General features: G+C 66.9%; 14 protein-coding genes. 11 read left to right on the top strand and 3 right to left on the bottom strand.

The annotated features are described in order from the left end of the window. Positions 1-109 precede the first annotated feature (109 nt). The 3 genes from hcnA to hcnC are packed head-to-tail and all read left to right on the top strand — an operon-like array spanning position 110 to position 3079. Positions 110-427: a cyanide-forming glycine dehydrogenase subunit HcnA gene (hcnA, locus tag ACMGG8_RS21705; RefSeq protein WP_047303914.1), complete on the top strand. Its 318-nt coding sequence runs from the start codon at positions 110-112 to the stop codon at positions 425-427. Then, complete coding sequence (hcnB, locus tag ACMGG8_RS21700; protein ID WP_060838886.1) at positions 424-1833, top strand: cyanide-forming glycine dehydrogenase subunit HcnB; 1410 nt, start codon at positions 424-426, stop codon at positions 1831-1833. Before hcnA ends, hcnB begins: the two co-directional genes overlap by 4 nt. Then, on the top strand, positions 1826-3079 hold the full coding sequence (gene hcnC, locus ACMGG8_RS21695) for a cyanide-forming glycine dehydrogenase subunit HcnC (protein WP_060838887.1): 1254 nt from the start codon (positions 1826-1828) through the stop codon (positions 3077-3079). The genes hcnB and hcnC overlap by 8 nt, the downstream gene beginning before the upstream one ends. 128 nt (positions 3080-3207) lie before the next feature. Here hcnC and ACMGG8_RS21690 read toward each other — a convergent pair whose 3' ends face one another. Beyond that, on the bottom strand, positions 3208-3819 hold the full coding sequence (locus ACMGG8_RS21690; protein WP_414158384.1) for a glutathione S-transferase: 612 nt from the start codon (positions 3817-3819) through the stop codon (positions 3208-3210). Positions 3820-4450: 631 nt separating this feature from the next. After that, positions 4451-5674 (bottom strand): multidrug effflux MFS transporter, encoded by a 1224-nt coding sequence (locus ACMGG8_RS21685; protein ID WP_414158383.1) that lies wholly within the window; start codon positions 5672-5674, stop codon positions 4451-4453. Positions 5675-5766: 92 nt separating this feature from the next. On the opposite strand from ACMGG8_RS21685, the gene ACMGG8_RS21680 reads away from it, so the two are divergent. The 4 genes from ACMGG8_RS21680 to ACMGG8_RS21665 all read left to right on the top strand — a co-directional run bounded on the left by ACMGG8_RS21680 (position 5767) and on the right by ACMGG8_RS21665 (position 9470). Then, the gene (locus ACMGG8_RS21680) at positions 5767-7242 is read left to right on the top strand and encodes a PLP-dependent aminotransferase family protein (protein WP_414158382.1); all 1476 of its coding nucleotides are present in this window, start codon (positions 5767-5769) and stop codon (positions 7240-7242) included. A gap of 82 nt (positions 7243-7324) precedes the next feature. Next, positions 7325-8245 (top strand): DHH family phosphoesterase, encoded by a 921-nt coding sequence (locus tag ACMGG8_RS21675; RefSeq protein WP_108543150.1) that lies wholly within the window; start codon positions 7325-7327, stop codon positions 8243-8245. Positions 8246-8261: 16 nt separating this feature from the next. Continuing rightward, entirely contained in the window at positions 8262-8513 is a 252-nt protein-coding gene (locus ACMGG8_RS21670; RefSeq protein ID WP_060838892.1) for a hypothetical protein, read from the top strand. Between the two features lie 84 nt (positions 8514-8597). Next, positions 8598-9470, top strand: coding sequence for a patatin-like phospholipase family protein (locus tag ACMGG8_RS21665; RefSeq protein WP_414158381.1), 873 nt, complete (start codon positions 8598-8600; stop codon positions 9468-9470). On the opposite strand, the gene ACMGG8_RS21660 is transcribed toward ACMGG8_RS21665, so the two are convergent. Further along, positions 9467-10387, bottom strand: coding sequence for a MurR/RpiR family transcriptional regulator (locus tag ACMGG8_RS21660; RefSeq protein ID WP_060838894.1), 921 nt, complete (start codon positions 10385-10387; stop codon positions 9467-9469). The genes ACMGG8_RS21665 and ACMGG8_RS21660 overlap by 4 nt on opposite strands. A gap of 310 nt (positions 10388-10697) precedes the next feature. Here ACMGG8_RS21660 and ACMGG8_RS21655 point away from each other — a divergent pair, with 310 nt between their 5' ends. The 4 genes from ACMGG8_RS21655 to ACMGG8_RS21640 all read left to right on the top strand — a co-directional run bounded on the left by ACMGG8_RS21655 (position 10698) and on the right by ACMGG8_RS21640 (position 16030). Continuing rightward, complete coding sequence (locus ACMGG8_RS21655; RefSeq protein ID WP_414158380.1) at positions 10698-12638, top strand: bifunctional 5-dehydro-2-deoxygluconokinase/5-dehydro-2-deoxyphosphogluconate aldolase; 1941 nt, start codon at positions 10698-10700, stop codon at positions 12636-12638. Between the two features lie 130 nt (positions 12639-12768). After that, positions 12769-13677 (top strand): myo-inosose-2 dehydratase, encoded by a 909-nt coding sequence (gene iolE, locus ACMGG8_RS21650; protein ID WP_414158379.1) that lies wholly within the window; start codon positions 12769-12771, stop codon positions 13675-13677. Continuing rightward, positions 13674-14480, top strand: a complete 807-nt coding sequence (iolB, locus tag ACMGG8_RS21645; RefSeq protein ID WP_414158378.1) for a 5-deoxy-glucuronate isomerase — start codon at positions 13674-13676, stop codon at positions 14478-14480. Before iolE ends, iolB begins: the two co-directional genes overlap by 4 nt. Before the next feature lie 50 nt (positions 14481-14530). Further along, the gene (locus ACMGG8_RS21640) at positions 14531-16030 is read left to right on the top strand and encodes a CoA-acylating methylmalonate-semialdehyde dehydrogenase (protein WP_414158377.1); all 1500 of its coding nucleotides are present in this window, start codon (positions 14531-14533) and stop codon (positions 16028-16030) included. The last annotated feature ends 30 nt before the right edge of the window (positions 16031-16060 follow it).

The following is a 16060-nucleotide window of genomic DNA, read 5'->3' as shown; positions in this document are numbered from 1 at the left end:
GCTCGGTTCTGACAGCGTTATCGGAACCGCGGTGTTGCCACGTCCTCGCGCCAGGACTCTGAGCGGCAGGATGCCGGCAACTCCACTCACTTCTCACGGATGAACCGCAATGCGTCAGATAGACCGCAACTTTGATATTCAGCCGCTGCAGCATGCGGACATGACCATCAGTCTCAATGGCCAGCCGGTCACTGCCGCCCTGGGTGAAACAGTCCTCAGCGTGATCCAGGCCACCGGTCTGCGCCAGGTGGCGCGCAACGATCACGGGCAGTTGGTCGGTGCCTACTGCGGCATGGGCGTGTGCCATTGCTGCCTGGTGCAGATCGACGGCCGCCACAAGCGCCGCGCCTGCCAGACCCTGGTCAAGCCGGGGATGCAGGTGCAGACCCTGAGCAACCGCATCACTGAAACGGAGCCCAGCCTATGAGCCTGAACCCGGTGATCGTCGGCGGCGGGCCGGCGGGCATGGCAGCGGCCATCGAACTGGCCGAGCACGGGGTGCGCAGCACCCTGATCGAAGAGGCCTCGCGCCTGGGCGGGGTGGTCTATCGCGGGCCGCTGCGCGATGGCGTGCAACTGGATTACCTGGGGCCGCGCTACTGCGAAATGCTGGCCAAGCTGCACGGTGATTTTTCCGACCACGAACAAATGATCGAGGTGCGCCTCAACAGCCGGGTGATCGGCGCCGAAGGCCATAACAGCCTGATGCTGCTGGACGCCGAAGAGCAGGTGCAGCAGGTGGACTACTCGCAACTGCTCCTGGCCGCCGGTTGCCATGAGCGCAGCGTGCCGTTTCCCGGCTGGACCCTGCCGGGGGTCAAGTTGCTGGGCGGCCTGCAATTGCAGATCAAGAGCGGGGTGGTCAAGCCGCAGGGGCCGGTGGTGATCGCCGGCACCGGGCCGCTGCTGCCACTGGTGGCCTGCCAGCTGCATGCCTCGGGCGTGCGGGTGGCCGGGGTCTACGAGGCCAGTGCCCTGAGCAAGATCGCCAAGCAGAGCCTGGCCATGCTGAACAAGCCGCAACTGTTCCTCGACGGCCTGAGCATGCTGGCCTACCTCAAGCTCCACGGCATCAGCCTGCGCTATGGCTGGGGCGTGGTGGAGGCCCAGGGGCAGGACGCCTTGAGCGTGGTCACGGTTGCCCCTTATTCCGCCGACTGGCAGCCGGACCTGTCCAAGGCCCAGCGCATCGCGGCCCAGACCCTGGCGGTGGGCTACGGCTTCATCCCGCGTACCCAGCTGAGCCAGCAGATGGGCCTGGACCACGGCTTCAGCGACGACGGCTACCTGCGGGCCCACGCCAATGCCTGGCAGCAGAGCAGCGAGCCGCACATCCATCTGGCGGGCGACATGGGCGGGATCCGCGGCGGTGAAGCGGCCATGCTCAGCGGTCGCATCGCCGCGCTGTCGATCCTCATGCAGCGCAATGTCCTGGATAACGAAGCGGCCCTGCAGCGGCGCCAGGGCTACGAGCGCAAACTGGCCTCGATCCTGCGCTTTCGCGGTGCGGTGGACCGCTATACCGCGCGTGGCACCGGGCAGATAGAACTGCCCAAGGGCGACACGGTGATCTGCCGTTGCGAGCACACCACCCGCAACGATATCGAGCGTGCCCTGGCCCAGGGGGTACAGGACATGGCCAGCCTGAAAATGCGCACTCGCGTGAGCATGGGCGACTGCCAGGGGCGGATGTGCGTCGGCTACTGCAGCGACCGCCTGCGCCAGGCCACCGGACGCAAGGACGTGGGCTGGATTCGCCCGCGCTTCCCGCTGGACCCGATTCCGTTTTCCGCCTTTGCCGCACCCGACCAGGAGGTCCCCGAACATGAGTAAGTACTACGACGTGGTGATCGCCGGTGGCGGCGTGATTGGGGCGTCCTGCGCCTACCAGCTGTCCAAGCGCAAGAACCTCAAGGTGGCGCTGATCGACGCCAAGCGTCCGGGCAACGCCAGTCGTGCCTCGGCCGGCGGCCTGTGGGCCATCGGCGAGTCGGTGGGCCTGGGCTGCGGGGTGATCTTCTTTCGCATGATGTCGGCCAACCGCAAGCGCGAGGCCCAGGGTTCGGCGGTGGTGGTGGATTCCAGCACCCCGCATATCCTGCCGCAGTCGTTCTTCGACTTCGCCCTGCAGTCCAACGAGATCTACCCGCGTCTGCACCGCGAGCTGATCGGCCTGCACGGCATGGACTTCAAGTTCGAACAGACCGGGCTCAAGTTCGTCATCTATGACGATGAAGACCGGCTGTACGCCGAACACATTGTTGGTTGCATCCCGCACCTGTCCGATCAGGTGCGCTGGCTCGACCAGGCGGCCCTGCGCGCCGCGGAACCCAATGTCAGCCACGAAGCCCAGGGCGCCCTGGAGTTCCTCTGCGATCACCAGGTCAACCCGTTCCGCCTGACCGATGCCTACACCGAAGGTGCACGGCAGAACGGCGTGGATGTGTACTTCAACACCAACGTCACCGGCGTCCTGCACCACGGCAACCGGGTCAGCGGGGTGCAGACCGCCGAGGCCGGGCTGTTCCATTGCTCGACCCTGATCAACGCCGCCGGTGCCTGGGCCGCCGAGCTGAGCCTGCAGGCCACCGGGGTGGAGATTCCGGTGAAGCCGGTGAAGGGCCAGATCCTCCTCACCGAGCGCATGCCCAAGCTGCTCAATGGCTGCCTGACCACCAGCGACTGCTACATGGCGCAGAAGGACAACGGCGAGATCCTGATTGGCAGCACCACCGAGGACAAGGGCTTCGACGTCAGCACCACCTACCCGGAAATCAACGGTCTGGTGCAGGGGGCGGTGCGCTGCATTCCCGAGCTGGCCCAGGTCAACCTCAAGCGCTGCTGGGCCGGCCTGCGCCCGGGCTCGCCGGATGAACTGCCGATTCTTGGGCCGATGGACGGGGTCGAGGGTTACCTCAATGCCTGCGGGCACTTCCGCACCGGCATCCTGACGTCGGCGATCACCGGCGTGCTGCTGGACAAACTGGTGAACGACGAAACCCTGCCGCTGGACATCACCCCGTTCCTGGCCCGGCGTTTCGCCACCGCCCCGGTGAAAAAACAGCCCGAACCGGCCTGACAGATCCCCACGAGGATCTGTTGGACTTGCGTAGGAGCTGGCTTGCCAGCGAAAGCGTTTCCAGGAGTGCTGCATGGCTCAGGGGGCTCTTCACCAGCAAGCCGGCTACGGTGATGGCGCTGTGTGGGTCAGGTGGCGGGGGTGTCGAGGAACACCGGCAGCTGTTCGGCGTATTCGGCAAAACTGCGCACCGCCGGGAATTGCTCGGGACCAAACTGGTCCGCCACCATCATCTGGCTGAAACTCCAGGCCACCGCCAGGCTGATGCCGGCCTGGCTCAGGGTTCCATCCCGGGGCAGCGGCTGCTTCTGCAACTCGTGCTCCAACTCGGCATAGGCGGCCTGCAATTGGCCGCCGATCCGCTCCAGCCAGGGGCCGTGCTGTTTCTCCGCCGGACGCAGCTTTCGTTCGTAGACGATCTGCACCGACTTCTCACAGGCCGCCAGGGCCAGGCCGATCAGGCGCAACTCATGCAAACGCTCCGGCAGGGTCGCGGGCATCAGGCTTCGTTTCGGGCCGGCCAGGGTTTCCAGGTAGTCGAGGATCAGGCTCGAATCCATCAGCACTTCACCCCCGTCGCAGACCAGGCTTGGCGCCTTGACCACCGGGTTGATGGCCTTGAACTGCTCAAAGGTGCTGAACACCGAGATCGAGTGGTGCTCGAAGGGCAGGTCCATGCATTTGAGGCTGATGGCGACGCGGCGCACATAGGGTGAATCGAGCATTCCAATGAGTTTCATCACGTATTTCCTTGTCTTGTACGGCGCAACGGATGGGAACGGCGCGGCTAATGTAGCGGCATTGAATCGGCCTTGCCCAGCTCCTTGCCATGGCTCGGCAGCGACTACGTGCCAATGCCGATCGGGGATAGGTGTAGCCGCTGCCGCAGGCTGCGAACGGCACGAAGGGCCGCGGTGCCCTTGAGGCCGCTGCGAGTTTGGCTGGCGATCGTCAAGCAAGGTCCTGCGGACCTTTGCGCAGCTTCGCGGGCTCAGCAGCGGCTACAGGCCAATGCCGATCGGGGGGTTGTGTAGCCGCTGCCGCAGGCTGCGAACGGCACGAAGGCCGCGGTGCCCTTGAGGCCGCTGCGGGTTCGGCGGGCGATCGTCAGGCAAGGTCCTGCGGACCTTTGCGCAGCTTCGCGGGCTCAGCAGCGGCTACAGGCCAATGCCGATCGGGGATAGGTGTAGCCGCTGCCGCAGGCTGCGAACGGCACGAAGGGCCGCGGTGCCCTTGAGGCCGCTGCGAGTTTGGCTGGAGATTGTCAAGCAAGGTCCTGCGGACCTTTGCGCAGCTTCGCGGGCTCAGCAGCGGCTACAGCCAGGCAGGTAATCGGCGACCGGTAGGTTGCGCGTCGCGTTACCACAGGTGCTAGGGCTGCCGTGGTCGCAGGCACCACCAGACCAGGCCCAGGGCGAGGCTGGACAGGCCGGTCAGGGCCTGCAGCGAGCCGGCCGGGTGGTTCGCCAGCAGGCTGGCAAGCAAGCCGCAGCCGGCGGTCAGGGCCATCTGGATAAAGAAGAACAGCCCCGAAGCGGTGCCCGCCACCGCCGCATAGGGTTGCAGGATCGCCAGCTGGCAGGCGGGTATCGCCAGGCCCACCGAGAACATCAGCGGCAGCATCGGCAGGACGATCGCCCACAGGCTGTCGGGCCACAGGCTGCGAGCGAACAGCAACAGGCCGGCGCCCGCCAGGTTCAACAGGCAGGCCCGGGCTATCAGACGGTCGGCGCCGTGGCGCGCGCCCAGGCGCTGGAACAGCCGCGAACCCAGCAGGTAGCCGGCCACGGTGGCGGCGAATACCAGGGCGTAGGCCGTGGGCGACAGCCCCAGCTGGCGCTGCAACAGTGCCGACGATTGCAGGATGAAAGGGAAATAGGTGCAGTACAGGCAGCCGATGGCCAGGGAATAGCGCATGAAATAGCGCTCGCCCAGCAAGCGCAGGTACAGGCGCGGCAGGTGTTTGCCAGGCACCGGGGCGAGCTGCGCCGGGCGGGTTTCGGCAAGCCGTTTGTACATCAGCAGCCAGGCCGCCGCGGCCACCAGGCTCAGGCACAGGAACAGCCCGCGCCAGCCCAGCAGGTGGTCGACCAGGCTGCCCAGCGGCGGCGCCAGCATCGGCGACAGGGCAATGCCCATGGACAGCAGCCCGAGCAGGCGCGGCTGCTCTTCGGGGGCGCAGCGGTCGCGGACCATGACCCGGCCGATCAGGGTGCCGCAGCAACCGCCCAACGCCTGCAGCAGGCGGGCGACCATCAGCACCTCGACGCTGGCGGCGAGCATGCAGGCCAGGCTGGCCAGCAGGAACAGCGCGGTGCCCGCCAGCAGCACCGGGCGCCGGCCATAGCGGTCGCACAGCGGCCCGCCCAGCAGCATCGACAGGGCATAGCCGAGCATGTACAGGCTCAGGGTCAGTTGCAGTTGCGCATCGCTGGCCCGCAGTTGGTCGGCCATGGCCGGCAGCGCCGGCAGGTACAGGTCGATGCTGATCCGCGGCAGGCAGACCACCACCAGCAGCAACAGGGTCCAGAGCCTGGGGGCGAGGGGGCGTGCAACAGCAATGGTGCGGGGCGGGGCGTCGGCAAGCGGGGGCATGGCGGGCTCGGGGCAAGTGGGTACGGCGCTGAAATTAAGGTCTTTATGGTTTAATGCCGAGCACCGTTTAGAGCCCATTCGACTGGACCACTATGAGCCGTGGAAAACACCCCGTGCCCCTCGACCTGCCGCTGCCCATGGAGGGCGCTCAGGGCAAGCAGGACAGTGCCTACGCCGCGTTACGCCAGGCGATCCTGGAAAAACGCCTGCCGGCCGGCTGCCGCTTGCCCTCCACGCGCACCCTGGCCCAGCGCTGGGGCCTGTCCCGGGGCACCCTGGAAGTGGTTTTCGACCGCCTGCGCAGCGAAGGCTACGTGAGCCGCGCCAGCGGTTCCGGGACCCGGGTCTGCGCGGTGGTGCCGGATCTTTACCTGAGCGCCCCGGCGGCGGTTGCCGCGCCCGCCGCCGGTGACCTTGAACCGCCGTACCCGCCGCTGGGCGTGCGTGCCGGCCAGCCCTTTGTTGCGCGGCTGGCCGACCCGGCGCTGTTTCCCCTGCCGCACTGGACCCGCTCCCTGACCCGGGCCCTGGGCAGTGCCTCGGCGCAGTCGCTGTGCGACGCCGACCCCGGCGGGCTGCCGGCGCTGCGCCAGCAGATCGCCGAGTACCTGGGGCAGCACCGGGGCATCGCCTGCCATGCCGGGCAGGTGATGATCACCACCGGCATCCGCCATGGCCTCGACCTGCTGGCCCGCAGCCTGCTGCGCCCGGGTGACAAGGTGTGCCTGGAAGACCCCGGCTACCTCTCGGCCAAGGATCTGTTTGCCCTGGCCGGGGCGCGCCTGGTGCCGATCCCGTTGCAGGAGGAGGGCATCGACACCGCGCGCCTGCAAGAGCACCGCGATGCACGCCTGGTCTACGTGACCCCGGCCCACCAGGCGCCTCTGGGCATGACCCTGCCGGTGTCGCGGCGCCTGGCCCTGCTGGAATGGGCGCGGCATAGCCAGGCCTGGGTGGTGGAGGATGACTACGACAGCGAGTTCAACTACCAGAGCGCGCCGCTGGCGGCCCTCAAGTCGCTGGACCGGGACGACCGGGTAATCTACTGCGGCAGCTTCAACAAGACCCTGTTCGCCGGCTTGCGGGTGGGCTTCATGCTGCTGCCCGACAGCCTGCGCCCGCGCTTGCTGGCGACCTTGCAGAGCACCGGGCGCTCGGTCGGGGTGATCGAGCAGATGGCCCTGGCCGACTACATCGCCAGCGGCGCCTTCCTGCGTAACCTGCGGGCGGCGCGTCAGGCCTATCAGGAACGCCGCGACCTGCTGCTGGCGATCCTCGCTCGGGAGGCGCCGGGCTGCTACCGCATCAGCGGCCAGCAGGCCGGGCTGCACCTGCTCCTGGAGCTGCCACCGGGCAGCGACGAGACGCGCTTTCGCCAGCGCGCCGCCGAGCAGGGCCTGCTGCTGCAGGGGCTGGCCGAGCACTGTCAGGTGGCGCGCCGGCCGGCGGCGGTGATCATCGGCTACGCGGCCCTGAGCCTGGCGCAGATCCGTTTCAGCGGATCGCGGCTGGCGGCGCTGCTGGTGGCCGCGGCGCGGCAAGCGCAAGAACAAGCGCAAGCGCGCTGAGCCTGGGCTGTCATCTGCCTGTCATGTGGCTCGGGCACCCTCTGCGCCCCGGCCTCGGGCCTTTGTGGATTACACGGACGTCATGATCATTGTCACCGCCGGCGCGGCCTATCTGGATATCGACGCCTACGCCGGTTGCATCGCCTACGCCGAATTGCTCAACCTCAGCGGGCGCCCGGCCCGGGCCCTGAGCAGCGCGCCGCTCAACGAGAGCATTCCCCAAGGCTTCAGAGACCGCCTCAAGGGCCTGGACAGCCACGTCCCCGAGGGCGCCGACCAGTTCGTGTTGGTGGACATTTCCAACCACCTGCACCTGGACCCGCTGGTGGACCTCGCGCGGGTGGTGGAGGTCATCGACCATCACCCGGGGTTCGAGGCGTTCTGGGACGAGCGCCTGGGCAAATACGCGGATATCCGCCCGATCGGCGCCGCCTGCACCCAGGTCTATGAGCGCTGGCGCGACGCCGGCCTGCTGCCGCGGATCAGCCGCGACAGTGCGCAACTGCTGGCGGCGGGCATCCTCGACAACACCCTGAACTTCAGCGGCGGCAGCTGTACTGCGGCCGACCGCCAGGCCTATGCCGCCCTGGCCGCCCATGCCGGCCTGGGGCCCCAGTGGCCCGAAGCGTATTTCCAGCAATGCCAGCAGCAGATCGAAGCGCAGTTGCCCCAGGCCCTGCTCAAGGATTTGAAGGTGCTCGAAGCGTCCAGCAACCTGCCGCGGCGCTTTGCCCAGCTGACGCTGTGGCAGGGCGAGGGCCTGCTGGCGCGCCAGCGCCACCTGATCGAGCAGGTGCTGGGGCAGTGGGGCGATGACTGGCTGCTGAACCTGATCAGCCTCAGCGAAGGCAAAAGCTACCTGCTGACCGGCAGCCCGGGCAGTGCCCGCAAGCTTGAGCGGCTGCTAGAGTGCAGCGCCCAGGACGGCGTGCATTGCCTGGCCCGGCCGATCCTGCGCAAGGAGCTGCTGCGCAAGGGCCTGGCTTTGCAGGCGCTGTCCTGAATCAACGGAGCAGACCATGGACCTTGAACAACGCTTGCAGCAGGTGAATGACGAGCAGAGCTTCCTCGACTTCGTCCAGACGCTGCTTGACGACCGCCGTCAGCTGCAGCACCGCGACAGTTGGCAGAATCATTCCATCGAGGACTTTCTCGATGGCGCCCAGGCCTGGGCCGAAGCCACCGGCATGGGCGCCACCCAGGGGTTGGCGCAGGCCTCGCCCTGGCGGCGTTTCGCGGTGTTCCTGTACTGCGGCAAGATCTACGAGTAGAGCCGCTGGGGCGGTTGCTGCCGGTGGTTGGCGGGCGACTATGCTGAGCTTCTAGGGCGTCGACAACGGCGCGGGAGGTCGGTCATGGGTCAGGACAGAACCGCGCTGGTGCTTTCCGGGGGCGGCAGCCTCGGGGCGGTCCAGGTCGGCATGCTGCAAGCCCTGGTGGAGCTGGGGCTGGAGTTCGATCTGGTGGTGGGGGCCTCGGTGGGCGCCATCAATGGCGCCTACTTCGCCGCGCGGCCCGATGCCCGGGGCGTGGCCGAGCTGGCGGACTTCTGGCGTGGCTTGCGCAAGGGCGACGTGTTTCCGTTTTCCTGGTTCGACAGCCTGGTGGGCCTGCTACGCCATCGCGGCTGCCTGCTGCCGTCCACGGCCCTGTCTCGGCTGGTGCGTCGGGCGTTGCCGGTCGCGCGTATCGAAGACAGCCGGCTGGCGCTGCATATCGTCACCACCAACCTGCTGACGGGGGCCCAGGAAGTGCTCTCCAGTGGCGACACCGAGCAGGCGCTGCTGGCCAGCGCGGCGATTCCCCTGGTGTTTCCCTGGGTGCGCATCGGCGACAAGCTGCTGGTGGATGGCGGGGTCGCGAGCAATACGCCGATTGCCGCCGCGGTGGGCCTGGGGGCCACTCGGGTGATTGTCCTGCCCACCGGTTTCGGTTGCGCCTGCCCGGCGCCGCCGGCGGGGATGCTGGCCCTGGCCCTGCACACCTTGAACCTGTTGAGCATGCGCCAGCTGGTGCGCGACATCGAACTCTATGCGCCGCGGGTGGCGATCCATGTGGTCGACCCCCTGTGCCCGCTGGGGGTATCGGTGTTCGACTTCAACCAGACCGACGCGCTGCTGCAGCGGGCGTACCGCCAGACCCTGGGCTGGGTCGAGCAGGGCGGCCTGCAACGCCGGGGCGTGCCCGATGCCCTGCAAGCCCATAGCCATGGGCCGGCTTCGGGCTAGTCGTCGAAGCCGCCCTGTTCGTGAATCTCGTCCATCTTCAGTTCCAGGCGATAGGCCACGGCGATGAACAGCGCCTGGCACAGGCACAGGGTGGCGCTCAGCGAGCGGAAGGCGAAGGAGCTGCCTTCGTTGACCAGCAGCACGCTGTTGGCGCGCTTGGCCAGGGGTGACAGGGTGCTGTCGGTGATGATCAGGGTCTGGGCCTGGTTGTGCTGGGCAATGCGCAGGCAGTGCTGGGTTTCCTTGGCGTAGGGGGTGAAGCTGATGGCGATCACCAGGTCGTTGGGACGGATGCTGCGCATCTGCTCGCGGTAGCTGCCGCCCAGGCCCGACACCAGGTGGATGCGCTTGTTGGTGTGCTGCAGGTTGTACACCAGGTAGTCGGCCACGGCGAAGGAGCGGCGCACCCCCACCACGTAGATGTTGTCGGCATTGACCACCAGCTCCACCGCCTGCTCGAAGGCCGCGTCGTCCAGTTCCAGGCCCAGGCGCTCGATTCCCGAGAGCGTGGCGTTGACGCACTCCCGGGCCAGATCGCCGCCGCTGGCCTTCTGCGACTTGTTGGCGATCATGCTGCGGATGCGCTGCTGGTAGTTCTGCACCGGCGTGGCCTTGTGGGTGTAGGCCTCGCGAAACAGCGCCTGCATTTCACTGAAGCCGCTGAAACCGAAACGCTGGGAAAAGCGCACGATGGCCGAAGGATGGACCTCGCATTCCCGGGCGATGTCGCTGATGCGGTCGACCATGATCCGGTCGCTCTGTTGGCTCATGTAGCTGGCAATGCGCTTGAGCTGGCGGGGCAGGCTCTCGTATTCCTCGGTGATCAGTTGCAGCAGGCGCTCGGCATTGATCGGGGGGCTGACGAGGTCGCTCTCGGGCGTGCTCTCGGCCAGGGCCGGCTGATCGGTGCGGGACATAGAAAATCCTTCTGGCGTGTACTGATGGGCAGGCTGGAGAGCCGTCCCCTGACAATAGGTGGGCAGCCGGCAGTCTACAGGGTAGGGCCCCATAAAATCTTCGGGCCGGTGCCGGCCGGGGCTTTGCTGAAACGATGCAGGGCGTCTGGCTCAGGCTTGAAAAAGTTTAATGGAAAATATATTCCATGTAAAAAATATATAGAAAAAATATTGATTGAGGCCCGGAGACGTTTTAGTCTGCATCCACCAAGAGTGCTCGGCGACCGGTCACGGCGGCGAGCGCAGGCTGATAAAAATAACAGGAGCCAGCATGGGCCAGACTCGTTTTGCCAGTGGGCGTCAATTGGATCTGATTTGCCTCGGACGCCTGGGCGTCGACCTTTATGCGCAGCAGGTCGGGGCGCGGCTGGAGGACGTCAGCAGCTTTGCCAAGTACCTGGGCGGCTCGTCGGCGAACATCGCCTTCGGCACCGCGCGCCTGGGCCTCAAGTCGGCGATGCTGAGCCGGGTCGGCGACGATCACATGGGGCGCTTCCTGCTGGAGTCGCTGGCGCGCGAAGGCTGCGACGTCAGCGCGGTCAAGGTCGATCCGCAGCGCCTCACCGCCCTGGTCCTGCTGGGCCTCAAGGACCGCGAAACCTTCCCCCTGGTGTTCTACCGCGAGAACTGCGCGGACATGGCGCTGTGCGCCGCCGACATCGACGAAACCTTCATTGCCTCCAGCAAGGCCCTGCTGATCACCGGCACCCATTTCTCCACCGACGGCGTCTACCAGGCCAGCCTCCAGGCCCTGGACTACGCCGAGAAGCACGGGGTCCGGCGGGTCCTGGACATCGACTACCGGCCGGTGCTCTGGGGCCTGGCGGGCAAGGCCGACGGCGAGACCCGGTTCGTTGCCGACCAGCAGGTCAGCCAGCATGTGCAGGGCATCCTGGGGCGTTTCGACCTGATCGTCGGCACCGAGGAGGAGTTCCTGATTGCCGGTGGCAGCGACGACCTGCTGACGGCCCTGCGCACCGTGCGCTCCCTGAGCGCCGCGACCCTGGTGGTCAAGCTCGGCCCGCAAGGCTGCACGGTGATCCACGGCGAGATTCCGCCGCGCCTGGAGGACGGGGCGATCTATCCCGGTGTGCGGGTGGAGGTGCTCAACGTGCTGGGCGCCGGCGATGCCTTTATGTCCGGCTTCCTCAGTGGCTGGCTGGAAGAGGCCAGCGATGAGCGCTGCTGCCAGCTGGCCAACGCCTGTGGCGGCCTGGTGGTGTCGCGCCATGCCTGTGCCCCGGCGATGCCGACCCGGGCCGAACTGGATTACCTGTTCAGCAGCCCGGTGCCCATTACCCGTCCCGACCAGGACCCGATCCTGCAGCGCCTGCATCAGGTCAGCGTGCCGCGCAAGGCCTGGAAGCAATTGTTCGTCTTTGCCTTCGATCACCGTGGGCAACTGGTGGAACTGGCGCAGCACAGCGGTCGCGAGCTCAAGGCCATCGCTCAGCTCAAGCAGCTCTTCATAGAGGCGGTGCAACGGGTCGAAGCCGAGCTGCGGCGCCGGGGCATCGAGGCCGATGTCGGCCTGCTGGCCGACCAGCGCTTCGGCCAGGAGGCGCTGAACGCCGCCACCGGGCGCGGCTGGTGGGTGGCACGGCCGGTGGAAGTCCAGGGCTCGCGGCCCCTGGCCTTCGAGCACGGGCGCTCGGTGGGCAGCAACCTGATCGCCTGGCCCCAGGAGCAGATCATCAAGTGCCTGGTGCAATTCCACCCGGACGACGAACCCCTGCTGCGCCTGGAGCAGGAAGCGCAGATCCGTGGGCTGTACCAGGCGTCCCAGGTCAGCGGGCATGAACTGCTGCTGGAAATCATCCCGCCCAAGGACCTGCCCGGCGCCCATCCCGAGGTGCTCTACCGCAGCCTCAAGCGCCTGTACAACCTGGGTATCTACCCCGCGTGGTGGAAGATCGAGGCGCAGTCGGCCGAAGAATGGAAAAAGCTCGACGAGCTGATCCAGGAACGCGACCCGTATTGCCGTGGCGTGGTGCTGCTGGGCCTGAATGCCTCGGCCGAGGCCCTCGCCGAGGGCTTTCGCCAAGCCGCCGACAGCCGCACCTGCCGCGGGTTTGCCGTGGGCCGCACGATCTTCCAGGAGCCCAGCCGTGCGTGGCTGGCGGGGGAGATCGACGACGCCACCCTGATCCACCAAGTGCAGGGCACCTTCGAACAACTGATCAACGCCTGGCGCAGCGCCCGCTCACTTTAGCAGCCGGCTTGCCGGCGAAGAGGGTCTTGAGCCTGGTGCCAGGCTCGCCGGAGCCTTCGCTGGCACGCCAGCTCCTACGAGTGCGAGGCCGTACTCCACGCTTTCATGAATAACAACAAAAGGTGCAGACATGCCCGCGATCCGAATTGGCATCAACCCGATCTCCTGGAGCAACGACGACCTGCCGGCCCTGGGCGGTGAAACGCCCCTGAGCACCGCCCTCAGCGAAGGCCGCGACATCGGTTTCCAAGGCTTTGAACTCAACGGCAAATTCCCCAAGGACGCCCAGGGCGTGGCCGCGGTGTTGCGCCCCTATGATCTGGCACTGGTGTCGGGCTGGTATTCCGGGCGCCTGGCCCGGCGCTCGGCGGCCGAGGAAATCGACGCCATCGCCGGCCACGTCGAGCTGCTCAAGCACAACGGCGCCTCGGTGCTGGTCTACGGCGAAGTGGCCGACTCGATCCAGGGCTCGCCGGTGCGTCTGGTCGAGCGCCCGCGCTTCCACAGCGCCCAGGCCTGGCAGGACTACGCCGACAAACTCACGACGCTGGCGCGTTTCACCCTGTCCCAGGGCGTGCGCCTGGCTTATCACCACCACATGGGCGCCTATGTCGAATCGCCGGCGGACATCGACCAGCTGATGCGCTTGAGCGGCGAGGAAGTCGGCCTGCTGTTCGATTCGGGCCATTGCTACATGGGCGGCGGCGAGCCCCTGGAGGTGCTGCGCAAGCATGTGCGCCGGGTCTGCCACGTGCATTTCAAGGACGTGCGCAAAGCGGTGGTGCAACTGGCGCGCAACAACCTGTGGAGCTTTCCGGACTGCATCGTCAACGGCACCTTCACCGTGCCCGGCGATGGCGACATCGACTTCGCCGCCTTGCTCGACGTGCTGCTGCAGGCGGGCTACCAGGGCTGGCTGGTGGTGGAAGCCGAGCAGGACCCGGCCGTGGCGCCGAGCTACGTCTACGCGAAAAAAGGCTATGACACCCTGCGGGCGCTGCTGGACGCCGCAGTGCCATCTACGAGGACAGGCCAATGAATCTGCTGGTTAAAAGCGCGGCCCAGGGCCGGACCCTGGTCCAGTTGCCGGAAGGCGCCCTGGCGTACGTGGGGTTCAGTGCCTACCGCCTGAGCCTGGGGGACAGCCTGCCGCTCAGGGCCGGAGACCAGGAGCTGTGCCTGGTGTTGCTCAGTGGCCGCATCGACGTGCAGGGCGAGTCGCCCCAGGGCGCCTTCCAGTGGTCCAACCTGGGCGACCGGCAATCGGTGTTCGAGGACAAGTCGCCCTTTGCCGTCTATCTGCCGCCGGGCAGCCAGGCCCGGGTCAGCGCCTTGAGCGACGTGCAGATCGCGGTCTGCGCCGCCCCGGGCGCCCTTGAGGGCAGCCCCGGCCCGCGGCTGATTCGCCCGGAACAGTGCAAGCGCAGCGTGCGCGGCAAGGGCGCCAATACCCGCTATGTGTGCGACATCCTGCCCGACAGCGAGCCGGCCCATTCCCTGCTGGTGGTGGAGGTGCGCACGCCGTCCGGGCATTCCTCCAGCTACCCGCCGCACAAGCACGACACCGATGACCTGCCGCACCAGAGCTTTCTGGAAGAGACCTATTACCACCAGGTCAACCCGCCCCAGGGCTTCGTGTTCCAGCGGGTCTACACCGACGACCGCAGCATTGACCAGGCCATGGCCGTGGAAAACAACGATCTGGTGGTGGTGCCCAAGGGCTATCACCCGGTCAGCGTGCCTTACGGCTACGAGTCCTATTACCTGAACGTCATGGCCGGGCCCAAGCGGGTCTGGCAGTTCCATAACGACCCGCAGCACAGCTGGCTGCTGGATCTGTAAGCCGCTCGAACCTTGAGCCTCGACCGAACCCTTCACGGAGAACAAGAACAATGAGCGACACCCCGGTAATCGGCCATTACATCGACGGCCAGGTGCAGGCCACCGGCGAGCGTTTCAGCCCGGTGTTCAACCCGGCCACGGGCGCGGTCCAGGCCCGCGTGGCGCTGGCCGCCCAGCAGACCGTGGACGCGGCGGTGGCGTCGGCGCTGCAGGCGTTCCCGGCCTGGTCCGAACAGTCCTCCCTGCGCCGCGCGCGGGTGATGTTCAAGTTCAAGGAACTGCTGGACCGGCACCACCAGGAACTGGCGCAGATCATCACCCGCGAGCACGGCAAGGTGCTGGCCGACGCCATGGGCGAAGTGACCCGCGGCATCGAGATCGTCGAGTACGCCTGTGGCGCGCCAAGCCTGCTGAAAACCGATTTCAGCGACAACATCGGTGGCGGCATCGACAACTGGAACCTGCGCCAGCCCCTGGGGGTGTGCGCCGGGGTGACGCCGTTCAACTTCCCGGTGATGGTGCCGCTGTGGATGATCCCCCTCGCCCTGATCGCCGGTAACTGCTTCATCCTCAAGCCGTCCGAGCGCGACCCGTCCGCCAGCCTGCTGCTGGCGCGCCTGCTGAGCGAGGCCGGCTTGCCCGAAGGGGTGTTCAACGTGGTCCAGGGCGACAAGAGCGCGGTGGACGGCTTGCTCCAGCACCCGGACATCGAGGCGATTTCCTTTGTCGGTTCGACGCCGATCGCCGAGTACATCCACCAGCAGGCCAGCGCCCGAGGCAAACGCGTGCAGGCCCTGGGTGGGGCCAAGAACCACATGATCGTGATGCCCGACGCCGACCTGGAGCAGGCCGCCGACGCGCTGATCGGCGCGGCCTACGGCTCGGCCGGCGAGCGCTGCATGGCCATCTCCATCGCCGTGGCGGTGGGCGAGGTGGCCGACGAATTGATCGCCAGGCTGCTGCCGCGCATCGACCAGCTCAAGGTCGGCAACGGCTTGCAGGGCGACAGCGACATGGGGCCGCTGGTGACCGCCGAGCACAAGGCCAAGGTTGAAGGCTTTATCGACCAGGGCGTGGCCCAGGGCGCACAGCTGCTGGTGGACGGACGCGGCTTCAAGGTACCGGGGGCGGAGCAGGGCTTTTTTGTCGGCGCCACCCTGTTCGACCAGGTCACTCCCGAGATGAGCATCTACCAGCAGGAAATCTTCGGGCCGGTGCTGGGCATTGTGCGGGTGCCTGACTTTGCCAGCGCGGTGGCGCTGATCAACGCCCATGAATTCGGCAATGGCGTGTCCTGCTTCACCCGCGACGGCGGCGTGGCCCGGGCCTTTGCCCGCAGCATCAAGGTCGGCATGGTGGGCATCAACGTGCCGATTCCGGTGCCCATGGCCTGGCATTCCTTCGGTGGCTGGAAGCGTTCGCTGTTCGGCGATCACCATGCCTACGGCGAGGAAGGCCTGCGTTTCTACAGCCGCTACAAGAGCGTGATGCAGCGCTGGCCCGAGAGCATCGCCAAGGGCCCGGAATTCAGCATGCCGACCGCCAAGTAACTGCCTCGACGGGATGGATTTGGGAGAACA

The sequence above is a fragment of the Pseudomonas sp. BNK-45 genome, from assembly GCF_047456255.1.
Taxonomy (GTDB): Bacteria; Pseudomonadota; Gammaproteobacteria; order Pseudomonadales; family Pseudomonadaceae; genus Aquipseudomonas.
This window is presented reverse-complemented; position numbering and strand designations above follow the sequence as displayed.